The organism is Curtobacterium sp. B8 (assembly GCF_000333315.1).
Classification (GTDB): Bacteria; Actinomycetota; Actinomycetes; order Actinomycetales; family Microbacteriaceae; genus Curtobacterium; species Curtobacterium luteum.
In genome coordinates this window covers 1-13,695 of the sequence record NZ_BACW01000273.1, presented here as the reverse complement: position 1 = coordinate 13,695, position 13,695 = coordinate 1, and the positions used below count along the sequence as shown (strand labels likewise).

At 72.0% G+C, this 13,695-nt stretch carries 16 protein-coding genes; 11 read left to right on the top strand and 5 right to left on the bottom strand.

What is annotated here, in order from left to right; translation table 11 throughout:
* Positions 1–17: 17 nt before the first annotated feature.
* Positions 18–152 carry a hypothetical protein gene (locus tag I59_RS23395; protein WP_261976532.1) on the bottom strand — a complete coding sequence of 45 codons (135 nt, stop codon included), beginning with the start codon at positions 150–152 and terminating at the stop codon, positions 18–20.
* Positions 153–893: 741 nt separating this feature from the next.
* Here I59_RS23395 and I59_RS06705 point away from each other — a divergent pair.
* The 4 genes from I59_RS06705 (at position 894) to I59_RS06690 (ending at position 5,279) form a co-directional block, all read left to right on the top strand.
* Positions 894–1,646 (top strand): hypothetical protein, encoded by a 753-nt coding sequence (locus I59_RS06705; protein ID WP_148286118.1) that lies wholly within the window; start codon positions 894–896, stop codon positions 1,644–1,646.
* A 116-nt stretch (positions 1,647–1,762) separates the two neighbouring features.
* The gene (locus I59_RS06700) at positions 1,763–2,803 is read left to right on the top strand and encodes a hypothetical protein (protein ID WP_148286117.1); all 1,041 of its coding nucleotides are present in this window, start codon (positions 1,763–1,765) and stop codon (positions 2,801–2,803) included.
* A gap of 99 nt (positions 2,804–2,902) precedes the next feature.
* Positions 2,903–3,850 (top strand): hypothetical protein, encoded by a 948-nt coding sequence (locus I59_RS06695; RefSeq protein ID WP_031273181.1) that lies wholly within the window; start codon positions 2,903–2,905, stop codon positions 3,848–3,850.
* Positions 3,851–4,028: 178 nt separating this feature from the next.
* Positions 4,029–5,279 (top strand): Nramp family divalent metal transporter, encoded by a 1,251-nt coding sequence (locus I59_RS06690; RefSeq protein WP_022903206.1) that lies wholly within the window; start codon positions 4,029–4,031, stop codon positions 5,277–5,279.
* A 258-nt stretch (positions 5,280–5,537) separates the two neighbouring features.
* On the opposite strand, the gene I59_RS06685 is transcribed toward I59_RS06690, so the two are convergent.
* Both I59_RS06685 and I59_RS06680 read right to left on the bottom strand, forming a co-directional pair.
* Positions 5,538–5,840 carry a DUF427 domain-containing protein gene (locus I59_RS06685; RefSeq protein WP_022903205.1) on the bottom strand — a complete coding sequence of 101 codons (303 nt, stop codon included), beginning with the start codon at positions 5,838–5,840 and terminating at the stop codon, positions 5,538–5,540.
* A 37-nt stretch (positions 5,841–5,877) separates the two neighbouring features.
* Entirely contained in the window at positions 5,878–6,456 is a 579-nt protein-coding gene (locus tag I59_RS06680; RefSeq protein WP_022903204.1) for a 2-phosphosulfolactate phosphatase, read from the bottom strand.
* 96 nt (positions 6,457–6,552) lie between these two features.
* Here I59_RS06680 and I59_RS06675 point away from each other — a divergent pair, with 96 nt between their 5' ends.
* The 4 genes from I59_RS06675 to I59_RS06660 all read left to right on the top strand — a co-directional run bounded on the left by I59_RS06675 (position 6,553) and on the right by I59_RS06660 (position 8,845).
* The gene (locus I59_RS06675) at positions 6,553–7,185 is read left to right on the top strand and encodes a GNAT family N-acetyltransferase (protein ID WP_022903203.1); all 633 of its coding nucleotides are present in this window, start codon (positions 6,553–6,555) and stop codon (positions 7,183–7,185) included.
* 65 nt (positions 7,186–7,250) lie between these two features.
* Positions 7,251–7,730, top strand: a complete 480-nt coding sequence (locus I59_RS06670; protein ID WP_022903202.1) for a hypothetical protein — start codon at positions 7,251–7,253, stop codon at positions 7,728–7,730.
* 175 nt (positions 7,731–7,905) lie between these two features.
* Complete coding sequence (locus I59_RS06665; protein WP_031273177.1) at positions 7,906–8,475, top strand: DUF1684 domain-containing protein; 570 nt, start codon at positions 7,906–7,908, stop codon at positions 8,473–8,475.
* Positions 8,476–8,485: 10 nt separating this feature from the next.
* Positions 8,486–8,845 carry a GntR family transcriptional regulator gene (locus I59_RS06660; protein ID WP_031273176.1) on the top strand — a complete coding sequence of 120 codons (360 nt, stop codon included), beginning with the start codon at positions 8,486–8,488 and terminating at the stop codon, positions 8,843–8,845.
* 114 nt (positions 8,846–8,959) lie between these two features.
* Here I59_RS06660 and I59_RS06655 read toward each other — a convergent pair whose 3' ends face one another.
* Positions 8,960–9,784 (bottom strand): endo alpha-1,4 polygalactosaminidase, encoded by an 825-nt coding sequence (locus tag I59_RS06655; RefSeq protein ID WP_022903199.1) that lies wholly within the window; start codon positions 9,782–9,784, stop codon positions 8,960–8,962.
* Positions 9,785–10,073: 289 nt separating this feature from the next.
* On the opposite strand from I59_RS06655, the gene I59_RS06650 reads away from it, so the two are divergent.
* Together I59_RS06650 and I59_RS06645 are read left to right on the top strand one after the other, a co-directional pair.
* Positions 10,074–11,735 (top strand): DEAD/DEAH box helicase, encoded by a 1,662-nt coding sequence (locus tag I59_RS06650; protein WP_031273174.1) that lies wholly within the window; start codon positions 10,074–10,076, stop codon positions 11,733–11,735.
* 125 nt (positions 11,736–11,860) lie between these two features.
* Positions 11,861–12,061: a CsbD family protein gene (locus tag I59_RS06645; RefSeq protein WP_022903197.1), complete on the top strand. Its 201-nt coding sequence runs from the start codon at positions 11,861–11,863 to the stop codon at positions 12,059–12,061.
* 237 nt (positions 12,062–12,298) lie between these two features.
* Here the strand turns inward: I59_RS06645 and I59_RS06640 are convergent, their stop codons facing one another.
* Positions 12,299–12,841 carry an NUDIX hydrolase family protein gene (locus I59_RS06640; protein ID WP_022903196.1) on the bottom strand — a complete coding sequence of 181 codons (543 nt, stop codon included), beginning with the start codon at positions 12,839–12,841 and terminating at the stop codon, positions 12,299–12,301.
* A gap of 60 nt (positions 12,842–12,901) precedes the next feature.
* Between I59_RS06640 and I59_RS06635 the strand changes: the two genes are divergently transcribed.
* Entirely contained in the window at positions 12,902–13,525 is a 624-nt protein-coding gene (locus I59_RS06635) for an alpha/beta hydrolase (protein WP_022903195.1), read from the top strand.
* Positions 13,526–13,695: the final 170 nt, after the last annotated feature.

Sequence of the window (13,695 nt, the reverse complement as noted above, 5' to 3'; positions counted from 1 at the left end):
TCCCGGCCGTCAGCCGGTCACCAGATGACAGCGATGAGCACGTTCGCGATGGCGAGCGCGCCGGCGGAGTGGAAGAACGGCAACGCGGCCTTGTCCTTCGCCTGCCCGGCGTCCGCACGCTTCTGCCGCGACCGAGCGACGAACGCGAGCACGAGCGCACCGGAGGTCCCGCACACTCCGATGCCGTGGACACGCGAACGGACGCACCGGCGACCCACGTCGACGCTTCTCCGCACGGCGACGCCATCCCCTCGGCCGGCACCTCCGACCACGCCGGCCCCCGCGGGGTGCAAGGCAACGCGGGTGTGCCGCAGGACGGGGGCGCTGCCACGTCGCCGCACCAGACCGGGACGACGCCCGACGCGACGACCGTCCGCTCCGACGTGGGCCACGTCCAGAGCCCGACCTCGGCGGACGTCCACGCTGCAGAGACGCACGTCGTCGGTTCGTCGCCAGGAGCCGACCAGGTTCGCGCTCCGGGACCGGATGGGCCCCTCCCATCGCACGACGCAGCAGCGCCCGCCGCCCTGTCGTCGGAAGCGGAGCGCACCGCTCCTGCAGACCGCGATGCGTCAGCGCCCGTAGAGCACGTGACGCATGAGCACGCGGCTGCAGCCGGAACGGCCGTGGCTGGGACTGCCCTGTCGTCACACCCCGGCATCCTCCGCACGGACTCGAGTGCCGTACGTTTCGAAAACCCGTCTGCGTCAGCGGGGACACTCGGACACCACGGCGGGACCGGGAACGGCAGCGCTACAGGGGGCAGCGGACGACGCCCCCTCCAGGTCGAGTTCTCGGAGGAAGCGGTTGCCCACGACGCTGCTGCCTACCGATCGGAGCTGGACGCCCGGCTGCACGACCACGGCTTGTCACGACGCGAGTTCCGACGTCTGGTGAGCAAGCCGATACACCGACTGAGCGCGGACGAGATGGACACGCTCATCGACATCCGAGACGGGCTCGACCCGATCCGATCCGGCGACGTCATCCAGAAGGTGATGCCCCTCAAGCAGGCGATCGACATGGTGTCGGACATCACGAACGGTGACGTCGGGTACTACGCGCAGAAGGGCGTCCCCGGCTTCATCGCGAAGTTCGCGCATCTCACCGCGATCTCGAACCACGGCCCCATCACGCCCCTGCGGGTGTTCCAGAAGCTCGGACTCGGGTACAACACGACCGCGTTCCCGTCGCCCAGCACCAACCCGATCCATGGTGTCCGGATGCGAACGGAACCCGGCTTCGACGGTAGCGGCACGCCCACTTCGGACGTGTACGACCGGATGCTCCCGCTGCGCACGATCCGCGGCTGGATGCAGGACGGGACCATCGACGAGCACCAGTGGAACGCGATGTCGATCCCCGAGCGCCGCGATCGACTCCAGCACCTCGTCGACCGTGTCGCCGACACCGACCTCCGGATCAAGCTCGGCGCCGCGCTCGAGAGGAACTCGTCGCGAACGTTCACCTCGTTCGACCCGTTCCGCGGCAACGGGTGGGCGGGCCACTACGAGCACTACACGCCCGAGGTCGAACTCCGTCAGAACACCCCGTTGACGCCCGGCGCGGAGCTGTGGCGGTACAACGTCGACGGAACGCAGGAGATCCTGGCGAAGTGGGACGGCGTCCGATGGCACATGATCTGAGCCCTGTCCTCGGCTCTGTCACATCGGCGTGGATCGGGACCGAGCTGGTCGCGACCGGCCGCCTCGGACCACTCACCCCGGCGGACGAGGACGTGATCATCCGAGACGAGGTGCCCGTGCGTGTTCCCCGCGCCGATCTGACGCTCGTCAGTCGCCGCACGATCGGGTGGTGGAAGGGCCTCCTGGTCGACGTTCAGGCTGCGCACGACGGAACGCTGACCGTGTGGGGGTCGATCGCGAAGGGCGACCCTCCTCTCCCCGCTGAAGCCGACGAGGAACGCGGCAGGTTCAGTGCTCACCTCGTCGACGGCAGCGAGTTGTTCGCCGTCCGTTCATTCACCGATCAGCTCCGATTCGACGAGTCGCCGGAGTCGGAGTCCCTCGGACCGTTCGCAGGCGACGTCGCGCTCCGCGGGTTCGATGTCGTCCCGGCCTCCGCGGACGCACCGTGCGACGGTGTACTCGTCGGACTCGACGGGTCAACGGTGTCCTCGGACCGGGCGCTGACCTGGCGTCGGCAGCTCGGGGAGCGCCATGAGAGCGACGCCGAGCGACTCCGGCTTGACGGCTCCGCGGTCCTCACGGCTCTTTCCCCGTACTCCAGGCCGGACGGGACGGTGCCTTCCAGCGGCGAGTTCTGGATCGGAAATCAGGTCCGGGTCGGCTGGCTCGATCGATCCGGATTCAGTCGGACCGCCGACGTCACGCGCAGCTGGGACCGACCAAGTGGGTCGGCTGCCATCATGGCGGGCACGTACGTGCAGACCGAGCGCGGGTGGTTTCCCGGCGCGATCCGGGACGAGGGCGCCCTGCTGCACTCCTGGGCTCCGACGTCCCCTGGCCGTGCCTGGGAGCCCCGGCCGTCGAGCCTCATGACGAACCAGTCGCGTTCCGAGGCGCGGATCACGAGGGACGCCGTCGTCGGCCATGCCACCGTCCGCACCACCGCGACGGTGAGCGGCGTGTCGGTCCAGGTCGAACATCATTGGAATGCTGCCGCTTGGGCGACCGTCGAGGTCCGAGCTCTCGACGGTCGTCGACGAACGATCCACGCCGCTGACGGCGCCGCGATCCGTTTCGTCGAGCGAGAAGGCAGCGTCACGGCGTTCGTCCGGCCAGAGGACCTCGACGACCTCGAGTCCGAGCAGGTCGCGTGACGGTGCTCCTCAGCTTCGAGGTCGGAGCGATCCGGACCCTCTCCGGTCACTAGCACCTAGCCTAGGAGCGGTACGACACGACGACGAGGGGACCCCACCGTGACTGGCACGATCATGCAGAAGGCGATCACACCGCAGGTGAGCGACGCGTTCTTCAACGGGCAGCTCGAGCGCTTCGGCGGGTACGTCATCCCTCTGGCCGCCACGAGTGGACTCGAGCGGATCGAGGACCTGATCGCGGTGCACGGGCTCGGGTTCCCCGGCAGTCCCTTCGCGCCCGACATGCCGCACCTCGACGTCGTCCGGTTCGAGGCGACGCCGGAACTCTTCGTCCGTCCGGCCATCGGTGGCTCGGACGCACGCACCGCCGAGGCGCTCGGGGCCCTGTGGGTCGACCGCGAGCCGTTCACAGGCACCGGCTTCGTCCCCAACGACCTGGACCGCATCGTCGAGCTCAACTGGATGCCGTCGCACCGCGTCCCGTTCGGTGCTGAGATCTGGCGCTACACCGGGGACGGACAGGAGACCTGGGTCGCCCGGTACGCCGGCGTGCACATCGGCTGGGTGTACCGCGACGACCTGCAGGCGGGTCGGCCAGCGCTCCAACGACCGATCTCGATGTTCGGGGGCGGGATCGCATCCGTGGGCGGGACGAAGTACGTCGCCGACCTGATCGACGGAACGCACGTCGCGATCGTTCGGCTGGACCCGTCAGCCGAGCAGGCTGGGTTCGTCCAGACCGGTCCTGGCGTGTGGGCCACGGTGGTCCCGGTGGAGGACGTGCAGGAGTACTACGAGCTGGACGTCAGGCTGCGCTGGGCGGGCCTCGACCTCCGCGTCGTGGACGAGACCGTCGCCGAGTCCGGCGAAGCAGCAGTCATGGCGATGTCCCTGCAGCACGACTACCGCTTGAACGAGGGACTGCAGCTGGTCAAGCTCGACGCCGACTGGTACGAGGCCATGCTCCCGAAGAGCGCGCTCGCATCCGCCGAGTTCCGCCAGACGATGCTCCCGAGCTGGCCCGGCGCAGACACGACGGTCGCGTGAGCCGGAGCGACTCGCAGGACCGCCGAACGGCCGCCGCACCAATCGCGGGCGATGTACAGGACCCGACCCGCGCCTCCAGGCCGACAGCAGCACCCCGCTGACGCCGGTCACCACGCGATCTGCACAACTGACGAAAACAAGGATTCGGCGTGCCGAATCCTCTGGCACACTGGTCCCCATGACCGACACCGCGACCCGCCCCGCCGAGGCGACCACCCCGCGGAAGCGCGCCGCCGGTCTCACGCTCCTCGGCCCGGCGTTCGTCGCGGCCATCGCCTACGTCGACCCCGGCAACGTCGCCGCGAACCTCACGGCGGGGGCGAAGTACGGCTACCTGCTGCTCTGGGTCCTCGTGGCCGCGAACGCGAGTGCCGTCGTGGTGCAGTACCTCTCGGCGAAGCTCGGGGTCGTCACGGGCAAGTCGCTACCGGAGCACCTGGGCCTGCGGATGCGGCGCACACCCCGGCTGCTGTTCTGGGCGCAGGCGGAGGTCGTCGCGGCCGCCACCGACATCGCCGAGGTCATCGGCGGCGCACTCGCGCTGCACCTGCTCTTCGGGCTGCCACTGGTCGCCGGCGGGGTGATCACGGGGGTGGTGTCGATGGTGATCCTGCTGCTGCAGAACCGGCGCGGGACCCGGGCGTTCGAGGCGGTCGTGACGGCGATGCTCGCGATCCTGACGGTGGGCTTCTGCGCCGGACTGCTCTTCGCGCAGGTGTCCCCGGCCGAGCTCGTCGCCGGACTGGTCCCGCGCTTCGAGGGGTCCGGCTCGGTGCTGCTGGCGGCGTCGATGCTCGGTGCGACGGTGATGCCGCACGCGGTGTACCTGCACTCCGCCCTCGCGCGGGACCGCCACGGGGACGTCCCGGCCGGGCCCGAACGGCGCCGGGTGCTCGTCGCGACGCGGTGGGACGTGGGACTCGCACTGGTCGTGGCGGGCGGGGTGAACATCTGCATGCTCGTGCTCGCCGCGGCGACGCTGCCCGGGGTCGAGGGGACGGACAGCATCCCGGGGGCGCAGGCGGCGATCGCGGCGAACGTCGGCCCGGTGGTGGGCGTGCTGTTCGCGGTGGGGCTGCTGGCGTCCGGGCTGGCCTCGACGTCGGTGGGCTGCATGGCGGGCGCCGAGATCATGAAGGGGCTGCTGCACGTGCAGATCCCGGTGGTGGTGCGGCGGCTCGTCACCCTGGTTCCGGCGATCGTGCTGCTCGCGGTGAACGCGGACGCCACGATGCTGCTCGTGGTGAGCCAGGTGGTGCTGAGCTTCGGGATCGCGTTCGCGATCGTGCCGCTGGTGGTCTACACCTCGCGTCGGAGCGTGATGGGCGGCGACGTGAACGCGATGCCCACCCGCGTGGTCGCAGGGGGCATCGCGCTGGTGATCGTGGCGCTCAACGTCGCACTGGTCTGGCTGACGCTGGCGGGCTGACGGGCACCTTCGCCCCACTCGCACCGTGCGAGGCGGGGCGAAGTCCGGGAGGCACCGCGCGCGCCTCGCACGGTGCGAGGGCGGCACAGCACGGTGCGAGGGCGGCACAGCACGGTGCGAGGTTTCGCGCACGGTGCGGGGCGCTGGCCCTCGCACCGTGCGCGATTCCTCGCACCGAGCGACAGCGCGCCCGCACCGAGCGACAGCGCGCCTGCGCCGCGTGCGCCAAGCGCGCCCCCGCGCCGCGCCCCCACCCGCCTACTCGACGACCTTGACGTCCTTCCAGAACGCGACGTAGCCCGAGTAGTCCTTGCCCACCCGGTCGAACGACGACGGGATCGGCGTCGGGTACGACCACGCCCGGTCCTGCAGCTGCTGCCCGTCGACGTTCACGGTGTAGTACTGCGTGTCGCCCTTCCACGGGCAGTGGTACTGCGTCGGGCTCTCGGTGAGGAGCTCGGTCTTCACGCTCGACGGCGGGAAGTACCAGTTGCCCTCGATCTGGATGAGGTCGTCCTTGTCGCTCTCCGCGATCACGGTGTCGCCGACGACTGCCTTCATGACGTGCTCCTTGCTCGGTCCGTTGACACCCCGGACGCTACGCCCGCAGGGTGACGAGTTCCCCACCGCGCGTCACGGCGGCGTGGACGACGGTCGGCTCGAGTGCCCGCGCCGCCTCCGAGGCCGACACGAGGTGCTTGACCGCACGCCGGAGCCCCGTGTACGCCGCACAGGCGGCAGCGGTCTCCGGCGAGGTGTGGTCGATCCCCTCCGCGGCGAGCGCGTCGGCGACGGCACCGGCCGCGAGGAGGTCCTCGACCGCGAAGTCCGGCGACTCGGGAGCGTCCCACGGCTCCCCCGCGGCGTCCGCCGCGTCTGAGTGGGCAGCGTGGTCGGTCCCGGCGGCGACGATCGCGACGACGCAGCGGTCACCGCGGTCGGCCTGGAGGCGCGTCACACGTCCGGCGATCGCGGTCGCGTTGCCGAGGTGGCCGAGCACCACCTCCGGGCCGTCGGGCAAGGCGGCGACGACCTGACGGAGCGCCTGGTCGTGGTGCTCGGACGTCGGGAGGACGTCGACCCACACGAGCAGGTGGGCGTCCTGCGCGATGCGCGCGGCGCCGGCGACGCCCCACGCGAACCGGACCTGGTACTGCTGCTGCGTGCGTGCTGCCACGCGCACCAGGGTAGCCGTCCACAGGCCCCTGTCCGTCTCCACAGGTCGTCGCCGGGGACGGCTCGGTGACGGGTGGTGACCGTAGGATTCCGTCTCATGGAGATCGCCCCCGTACCCACCCTGACCGGCGACCGCGTGACGCTCGAACCCCTCGGGTCGGAGCACGCGGACGACCTGCGGGCGGCGGTCACCGACGGCGACCTGTGGCGTACCTGGTACACCTCGATCCCGGCCCCGGCGCAGGTCGAGGCGGAGATCGAGCGCCGTCTCGCCGAGCACGAGGCGGGCCGGATGGTGCCGTTCGCCGTCCGTGACCGCCCGACCGGTCGCGTGGTCGGGTCGACGACGTTCATGAACGTCGACCGGGCGAACCGTCGCGTCGAGATCGGATCGACGTTCCTCGCCCGGTCGGCGCAGCGCACGGGCATCAACACCGAGGCGAAGCTGCTGCAGCTCTCGCACGCATTCGAGTCGTGGCAGTGCATCGCCGTCGAGTTCCGGACGCACTTCCACAACCAGCAGTCACGGGCGGCGATCGAGGGCCTCGGCGCGAAGCAGGACGGCGTGCTCCGGAGCCACCAGATCGGCCGTGACGGCACCCTGCGCGACACGGTCGTGTTCTCGATCACGGCGGCCGAGTGGCCGACGGTCCGGATGTCGCTGGCCGAGCGGCTGCGGCGGCACGACCGGGCCGAGGGCTCGCGCCGGCGCACTGCACGCCACGCCTGAGCCGGCGTCCGGCGTCAGCAGGGCTGCGCGCGCCCGTCACAGTCTGCCCGCGTAGCGTCGATCGCATGCACGTGGGTCTCCGAACCGTCCTCGACGCACCGGTCGACGCCGTCCGTGACGCGCTCCTCTCGCCGTCCGTGATGGTCGCGGTCACGAAGCCGTTCCTCCGCTACCGGTCACGGGCGCCCCAGGGCTTCCCGGAGCGCTGGACGCCCGGCACACCGCACCCGATCGCCGCGGACGCCTTCGGCCTGTTCCCGAGCGGCGACACCCACGTGGACATCGACCTGTACGAGGTGCAGGGCGTCACGGTGCAGCGCGACAACGGCGGCGGGGTGTCGGGGCTGTTCGGACGGATGACGATGGCGCACCGGATGGCGACCGTCGACCTCGGCGACGGCACGACCCTGCTGCTCGACCGGCTGACCTACCGGATGCGGCCCGCGTTCCTCGGTCTCCTGCTCTGGCCGGGCATGTGGGTCATCTGGCAGTGGCGCGCCCTGCGGATGCGACAGCTCGCCCCGACGTGGCGCCGCCCGGCGTGACCGCGTGTCCCGGCTCCGACCCGCCCGACCCGCGGGGTCGTGCTGGCACCGGCGAGCGCGCCGGGCGTAGCCTGAACGGGTGAGCGACCTGCGAGCAGGACACGAGCCCCGGACCGTCGACGCGTCCGTCGACCCGACGGTCGCGACCACCCTCGCGACGATCGACTGGCGCCGGATGACGTTCGATCTCTACCGGCGGGTCCGCGCGACACCGGACCCGGAGACCGCGCACGCGATGTGGCGCGAGACGCGGGACGCGATGTACGCCGACCACCCGGCCTCACCGCTGCTGCCCGAGGACGCGGCCGACTTCGAGTCGCTGCCGGTCCCCACCTACGACCCGGACTGGCGCTTCCGTGCGCGCATCGAACCGACGGAGCCGCAGGCGATGGACGTCGAGACGGGCACGGACGGCATCGTGCACTTCGACCGTCTCGGCGTGGTGCGGATCCCGGGTGTCGGCTCGCTCGACGTGTGGTCGCACGGCGGCTACGCGGGCGGCATCTTCGTCCCGGTGAAGGACGCCAGCGCGGGGAAGGCCCGCGGCACCTACGGCGGTGGCCGCTACCTGCTCGACACGATCAAGGGCGCGGACCTCGGCGGCGACGGCGACGAGCTCGTGCTCGACTTCAACTTCGCGTACAACCCGTCCTGCGCGTACGACCCGGCGTGGGCGTGCCCGCTCGCTCCCCCGGGCAACACCGTGTCCGTCCCCATCCCCGTCGGCGAGCAGTACGACTTCTAGCGAGGTGCAGATGAACGGTCTGGTGGCACTCGACCGCGGCGGCAGCGTCCCGCCGTTCGAGCAGGTCCGGGCGCAGATCGCAGCGCAGATCCAGGCGGGCTACCTCGTCGACGGCGAGCGGCTCCCGAGCGTCCGTGGGCTCGCGGACGAGCTGGGACTCGCGGCGGGCACGGTCGCGCGGGCGTACCAGCTGCTGGAGGAGGCCGGGCTGGTGCACACCGCACGGGGCGCCGGAACGCGGGTGGTCCGGCCGGCGGCGGTCCCGCCCGAGGTCGCCGAGGCGGCACAGGCGCTCGCGGTGGCCGCGCGGGGTGCCGGGCTGTCGGCGGACCAGGCAGCCGCCGCCGTGCACGAGGCCTGGCCCGCCTGACGCGACCGTCGAGGCGGGGGCGTCCGCGCCTCCCGGCCGACCAGGCGCCCGATCACGTGACCGGCGGGGCGGGAGCGACCCGAGCCTCCCGGCCGACCGTGCCGCGGCACGGCGTCAGCAGTGCTCGAACACGTACGCGTCGTCGCGCGGCGTCACGAGGTCGCGGTCCCGGAGGATCGTCATCGCCGGCCGCTTCGTCGACGCGCACACCCTGGACCACGGCCGCCTGCTGTTGTCGGTGTACTCGACGTCGATGACGCGCTTCCCGTACGCCTTCGTGTAGGCGCCGCACTCCTGGTAGACGAAGCACTCCTCGGCGACGACGAAGTCGAAGCCGGTCTGCTTCCGTCCCGACGCCCCGAGCTGCGGGGTGTTCTTCTGCCCGACCGCGAGCTGCTTGCCGTGCCCGACCCGCACGAGCGCGGCGGCGAGCGCGAGGTTCCCGGAGCGGGTGAGCTTGCCCTTCGACCGTGTCCACGAGTCGAGGTTGTCGAACTCGACGGCGTCGAAGCCCCGCTCGGCGCACCGGGCGACCGTCTTCGTCAGCACCCGCACGATCGTCGCCCGCTTGGCTCCGGTCGTGGTGTCGAGGAGCATCTCGTCCGGCCAGTCCGGGTCGGACACCGGCGTGCCCTTCCGGTCACGGAGGATCGCCGTGGGGTGGTCCCGCTTCCACATCGCCGCGTCCTCCGGCTGGGTCTGGAACCCGTTGACGTAGCAGATCGAGTACGTCCCCGTCGCCGGGCGTGCGGTGCTGTCGCGCTCGACGATGGTGACGCCCCGCGGCGGGGTGTACGAGCCACCGAGCTGGTAGTCGGGGACGCCCGAGGTCGGCAGGTTCCGGTACGAGGACGCGGGTGCAGCGGTGGCGCAGGACGCCGTGCCGAGGACCGCGACGAGCGCGGTGGCGACGGTCAGGAGGACGGTTCCGGAGCGCACCCCCGAATCCTCCCACGCGGTCGGCGAACGCGCAGGACCCCCGGTCCGAGGGGGTCGTCCGCTATGCTTGCGGTACTCGAGGCGCCGATCGCCTCGTGCGTCGTACGGACGCCCCGACTCCCGACCACCTGCGTGGTCGATGATCGAGCACCTCACGAAGGTGCCCAGGCTTCTCTGCTGCGGCGACTGCGCCAGCCACCACCGGCGGCGCGCATCCCGCCCGCGCACTGCATCGCACGTGCGCCCACAGCCGGCCCGACCGGCTGGGAAGGTCACGATGACCGAGACCATGCAAGACACCCGTTTCTCCGACCTCGGCGTCCCCGCGCCGATGGTCGACGTCCTCGCCCAGCAGGGCAAGGAGACCGCGTTCCCGATCCAGGCCGACACCCTCCCGGACTCGCTCCGCGGCAAGGACGTGCTCGGCCGCGGTCGCACCGGCTCCGGCAAGACCATCGCGTTCGCGATCCCGCTCGCCGCGCGCCTCGCCGCCAGCGGCCGCAAGCGTCGCGCCGGACGCCCGCGCGCCCTCGTGCTCGCCCCGACCCGTGAGCTCGCGACCCAGATCGACGCGACCCTCGCGCCGCTCGCCAAGGCAATGGGCCTGAACACGACCACCATCTTCGGCGGCGTCGGTCAGGGCCGTCAGGTCGACGCCCTGCGCGGCGGCGTGGACGTCGTCGTCGCGTGCCCGGGCCGGCTCGCCGACCTCATGCAGCAGGGCCACGTGAACCTCGGCGACATCGAGGTCACCGTCCTCGACGAGGCGGACCACATGGCCGACATGGGCTTCCTGCCGGGCGTGACGAAGATCATGCAGGCGACACCCGAGCAGGGGCAGCGACTCCTGTTCTCCGCGACGCTCGACAACGGCGTGGACAAGCTCGTCAAGAAGTTCCTGCACGACCCGGTGATGCACTCCGTCGACGAGGCGAACAGCCCCGTCGAGGCGATGACCCACCACCTGTTCGAGGTCCCGGACGCCGACGCGAAGAAGGACCTCGTCCGGACGCTCGCCTCGGGCTCCGGTCGTCGCATCATGTTCATGCGCACGAAGCACCACGCGAAGCGCCTGGCGAAGCAGCTCACCAGCTCGGGCATCCCGGCGGTCGACCTGCAGGGCAACCTGTCGCAGGGCGCCCGGGAGCGTAACCTCGCCAAGTTCTCCTCCGGTGAGGCGCTCGTCCTCGTCGCCACCGACGTCGCCGCCCGCGGAGTGCACGTCGACAACGTCGAGCTCGTCGTCCACGTGGACCCGCCGACCGAGCACAAGGCGTACCTGCACCGTTCGGGCCGCACCGCGCGCGCCGGGTCCTCGGGCGACGTGGTGACGATCTCGCTGCCGGCCGAGCGCCGCGACGTCGCACAGATGATGCGCGCCGCGGCGATCAAGGTCGCGCCGCAGCAGGTCATGTCTGCCTCGCCGGCCGTCACCGAGCTCGTCGGCGAGGTCGCTCCGATCCGCCACGTGGCCCCGGAGCAGCCGGCCCAGCAGCAGCGCGCGCCGAAGCAGCGCTCGGTCGAGTCCGAGGGCACGGGCGGCGGTCGTCGCCGTGGCCGCGGCGGTCGGTCGGGAGGCACGGCCCAGGCCGCGCAGTCCGCATCCGCCACCGGGGCGGCCGGCTCCGGCACCCGCCGTGGTGGTCGCCCGGCGGAGGCTGAGGGCGGTCGCGGCGGGCAGCGCACCGAGGGTGGCCGTGGCGCGCAGCGCTCCGACGCCTCGGGCGGGCGTCGCGGGGGCCGCGGGTCCGAAGCCGCCGCGTCCGGCGGTCAGCGCCGCGGCGGCAGCCGCCGAGCCTCGAGCGACGTCGTCCGGGGCGGTTCCGCGCCGGTGTGGTCGTCCGAGGGTGGCTACGCCGCGGGTCGCGGGGCCGGCTCCGAGTCGGGCGCGGGCCGTCGTCGTGGGTCGCGTCGCGCCTCCCGTCCGGCCGGCGCTGCCGACCGTCACTGAGGCTCGTCGTCCCCCGAACCTCGACGTCCCCTCCGAACGTGCTCGGGCGTCGGGCGTAGGTTCGCCTGCACCGGACGCCGCGCGAGCGGCCGACGGGGAAACGTCCGTCGTTGGAAGGAGACCGTATGGCTGGCAGCGAAGAGAACCACACCGGCGAGAAGCTCGTCGGCAAGGTCAAGGAAGGCGTCGGCAACCTCACCGGCAACGACAAGCTGAAGGCCGAGGGTCAGACCGACCAGGCCAAGGCGTCGGCCAAGCAGGGCGTCGACGACGTGAAGGACGCGGCGCACGGCGTCGCTGACTCCCTCCGCGACGAGAAGCACTGAAGCCGGTCACACCGACCGAGCTGCGGAGCCCCCGGGAACATGTGGTCCCGGGGGCTCCGTCGTGTGTGGGCCGGGCTTGTGCGTCGCGCGGACGTGTGCGTCGCAGCCGCGGTCTGAGGTCCGCACAGCCGGAGTCGACTCGCACCACGGTTTCGCGCAGTGCGAAGCGACTCCGGTTGTGCGGTGCCACGCGGCACCGCCGTGGTCGTGCGTCGGCAGGCGCGCCGAGTGTGTCCCCTAGTGCAGCGCGCCGACCGAGGCGAGTCCCGCACGGAGCAGCGCCCCGCGGCCGCCCTCCATCTCGTCGGCCACGGCGTCGGACGCGGCCTCCATCGGGCTCATCCACGTGAGCTCGAGGGCGTCCTGCCGCGGCTCGCACGTCCCCGTCACCGGGACGACGTACGCGAGGGAGATCGCGTGCTGCCGCTCGTCGGTGTACACGGACGCGCCGGGCAGCGGGAAGTACTCGGCGACCGTGAAGGGCGTCGGGCTCGAGGGCAGCTGCGGGAACGCCATCGGCCCGAGGTCCTTCTCGAGGTGCCGGAACAGCGCCGTGCGGATCGACTCGCCGTACATCACCCGCCCGGAGACGAGCGTGCGCGCGATCGACCCGCTGGGAGCGACGCGGAGCAGCACCCCGACCTCCGTGACGACGCCGAGGCCGTCCGTGCGGACCGGGATCGCCTCGACGTAGCAGATCGGCAGGCGGCGGCGGATGTTCGCGAGTTCCTCGTCGGACAGCCAGCCGGAGTCGGGGTCGGGGGTGCGCAGCGAGGCCATGCACCGTGTCTACCAGGCACGGCAGCGAGTTCGACGGACGCCACGGCTAGCGTTGGCCGCATGATCGACAGCGAGTTCGTGCAGTGGACCCGTGGCCCGTCCGAGCGTGCGGGCACCCCGCTGCTCGTCGCGATGCACGGGGTGGGGTCGAACGAGCGCGACCTGCTCGGACTCGCACCCGCGCTGCCGCCCGCGTGGACCGTCGCCTCGCTGCGGGCGCCGCTCGAGTGGGGCCCGGGGTACTCGTGGTACCCGCTCGGCACACCGGGGTCGCCCGCGCTCGGCCCCGTGGACGAGGCGGTGGCCGCGGTGCTCGACTGGATCGACGCCGTCGCCGCCGACCACCCGCGCATCGGGTTGCTCGGGTTCTCGCAGGGCGGGTCGATGGCGTTGCAGGCGCTGCGAGCGCGGCCGGCGGGCTTCGCGTTCGCGGTGTCGTTGTCGGGGTTCGTGGTGCCGGGCGTCACGGACTCCCGGGACGAGGCCGTGGCAGCGGTCCGTCCGCGCGTGTTCCTCGGCCACGGCGACCTCGACCCGGTGATCCCGACGGAGGCCACCGCGCGGACGCAGGCCTGGGCCGCGGCACACACCGAGGTGACCGATCGGGAGTACGCGGGACTGCCGCACGCGGTGTCGGCCGCGGAGCTGGCCGACGTCGCCGCGTTCGTGGGCGACGGCGCGTAGCGCCGCGCAGGGCGAGACTCGCGGCACCGGCGGCGAGACTCGCGCTGCCCGACCTGAGACTCGCGGCACCGGAGGCGAGACTCGTGGAGAGCGACCGATCTCGCGCCGTGGAGCGCGAGATCGGTCGCTCAGCCCGAGTCTCGGGGGTGGTGGCGACCGACAGACGGACG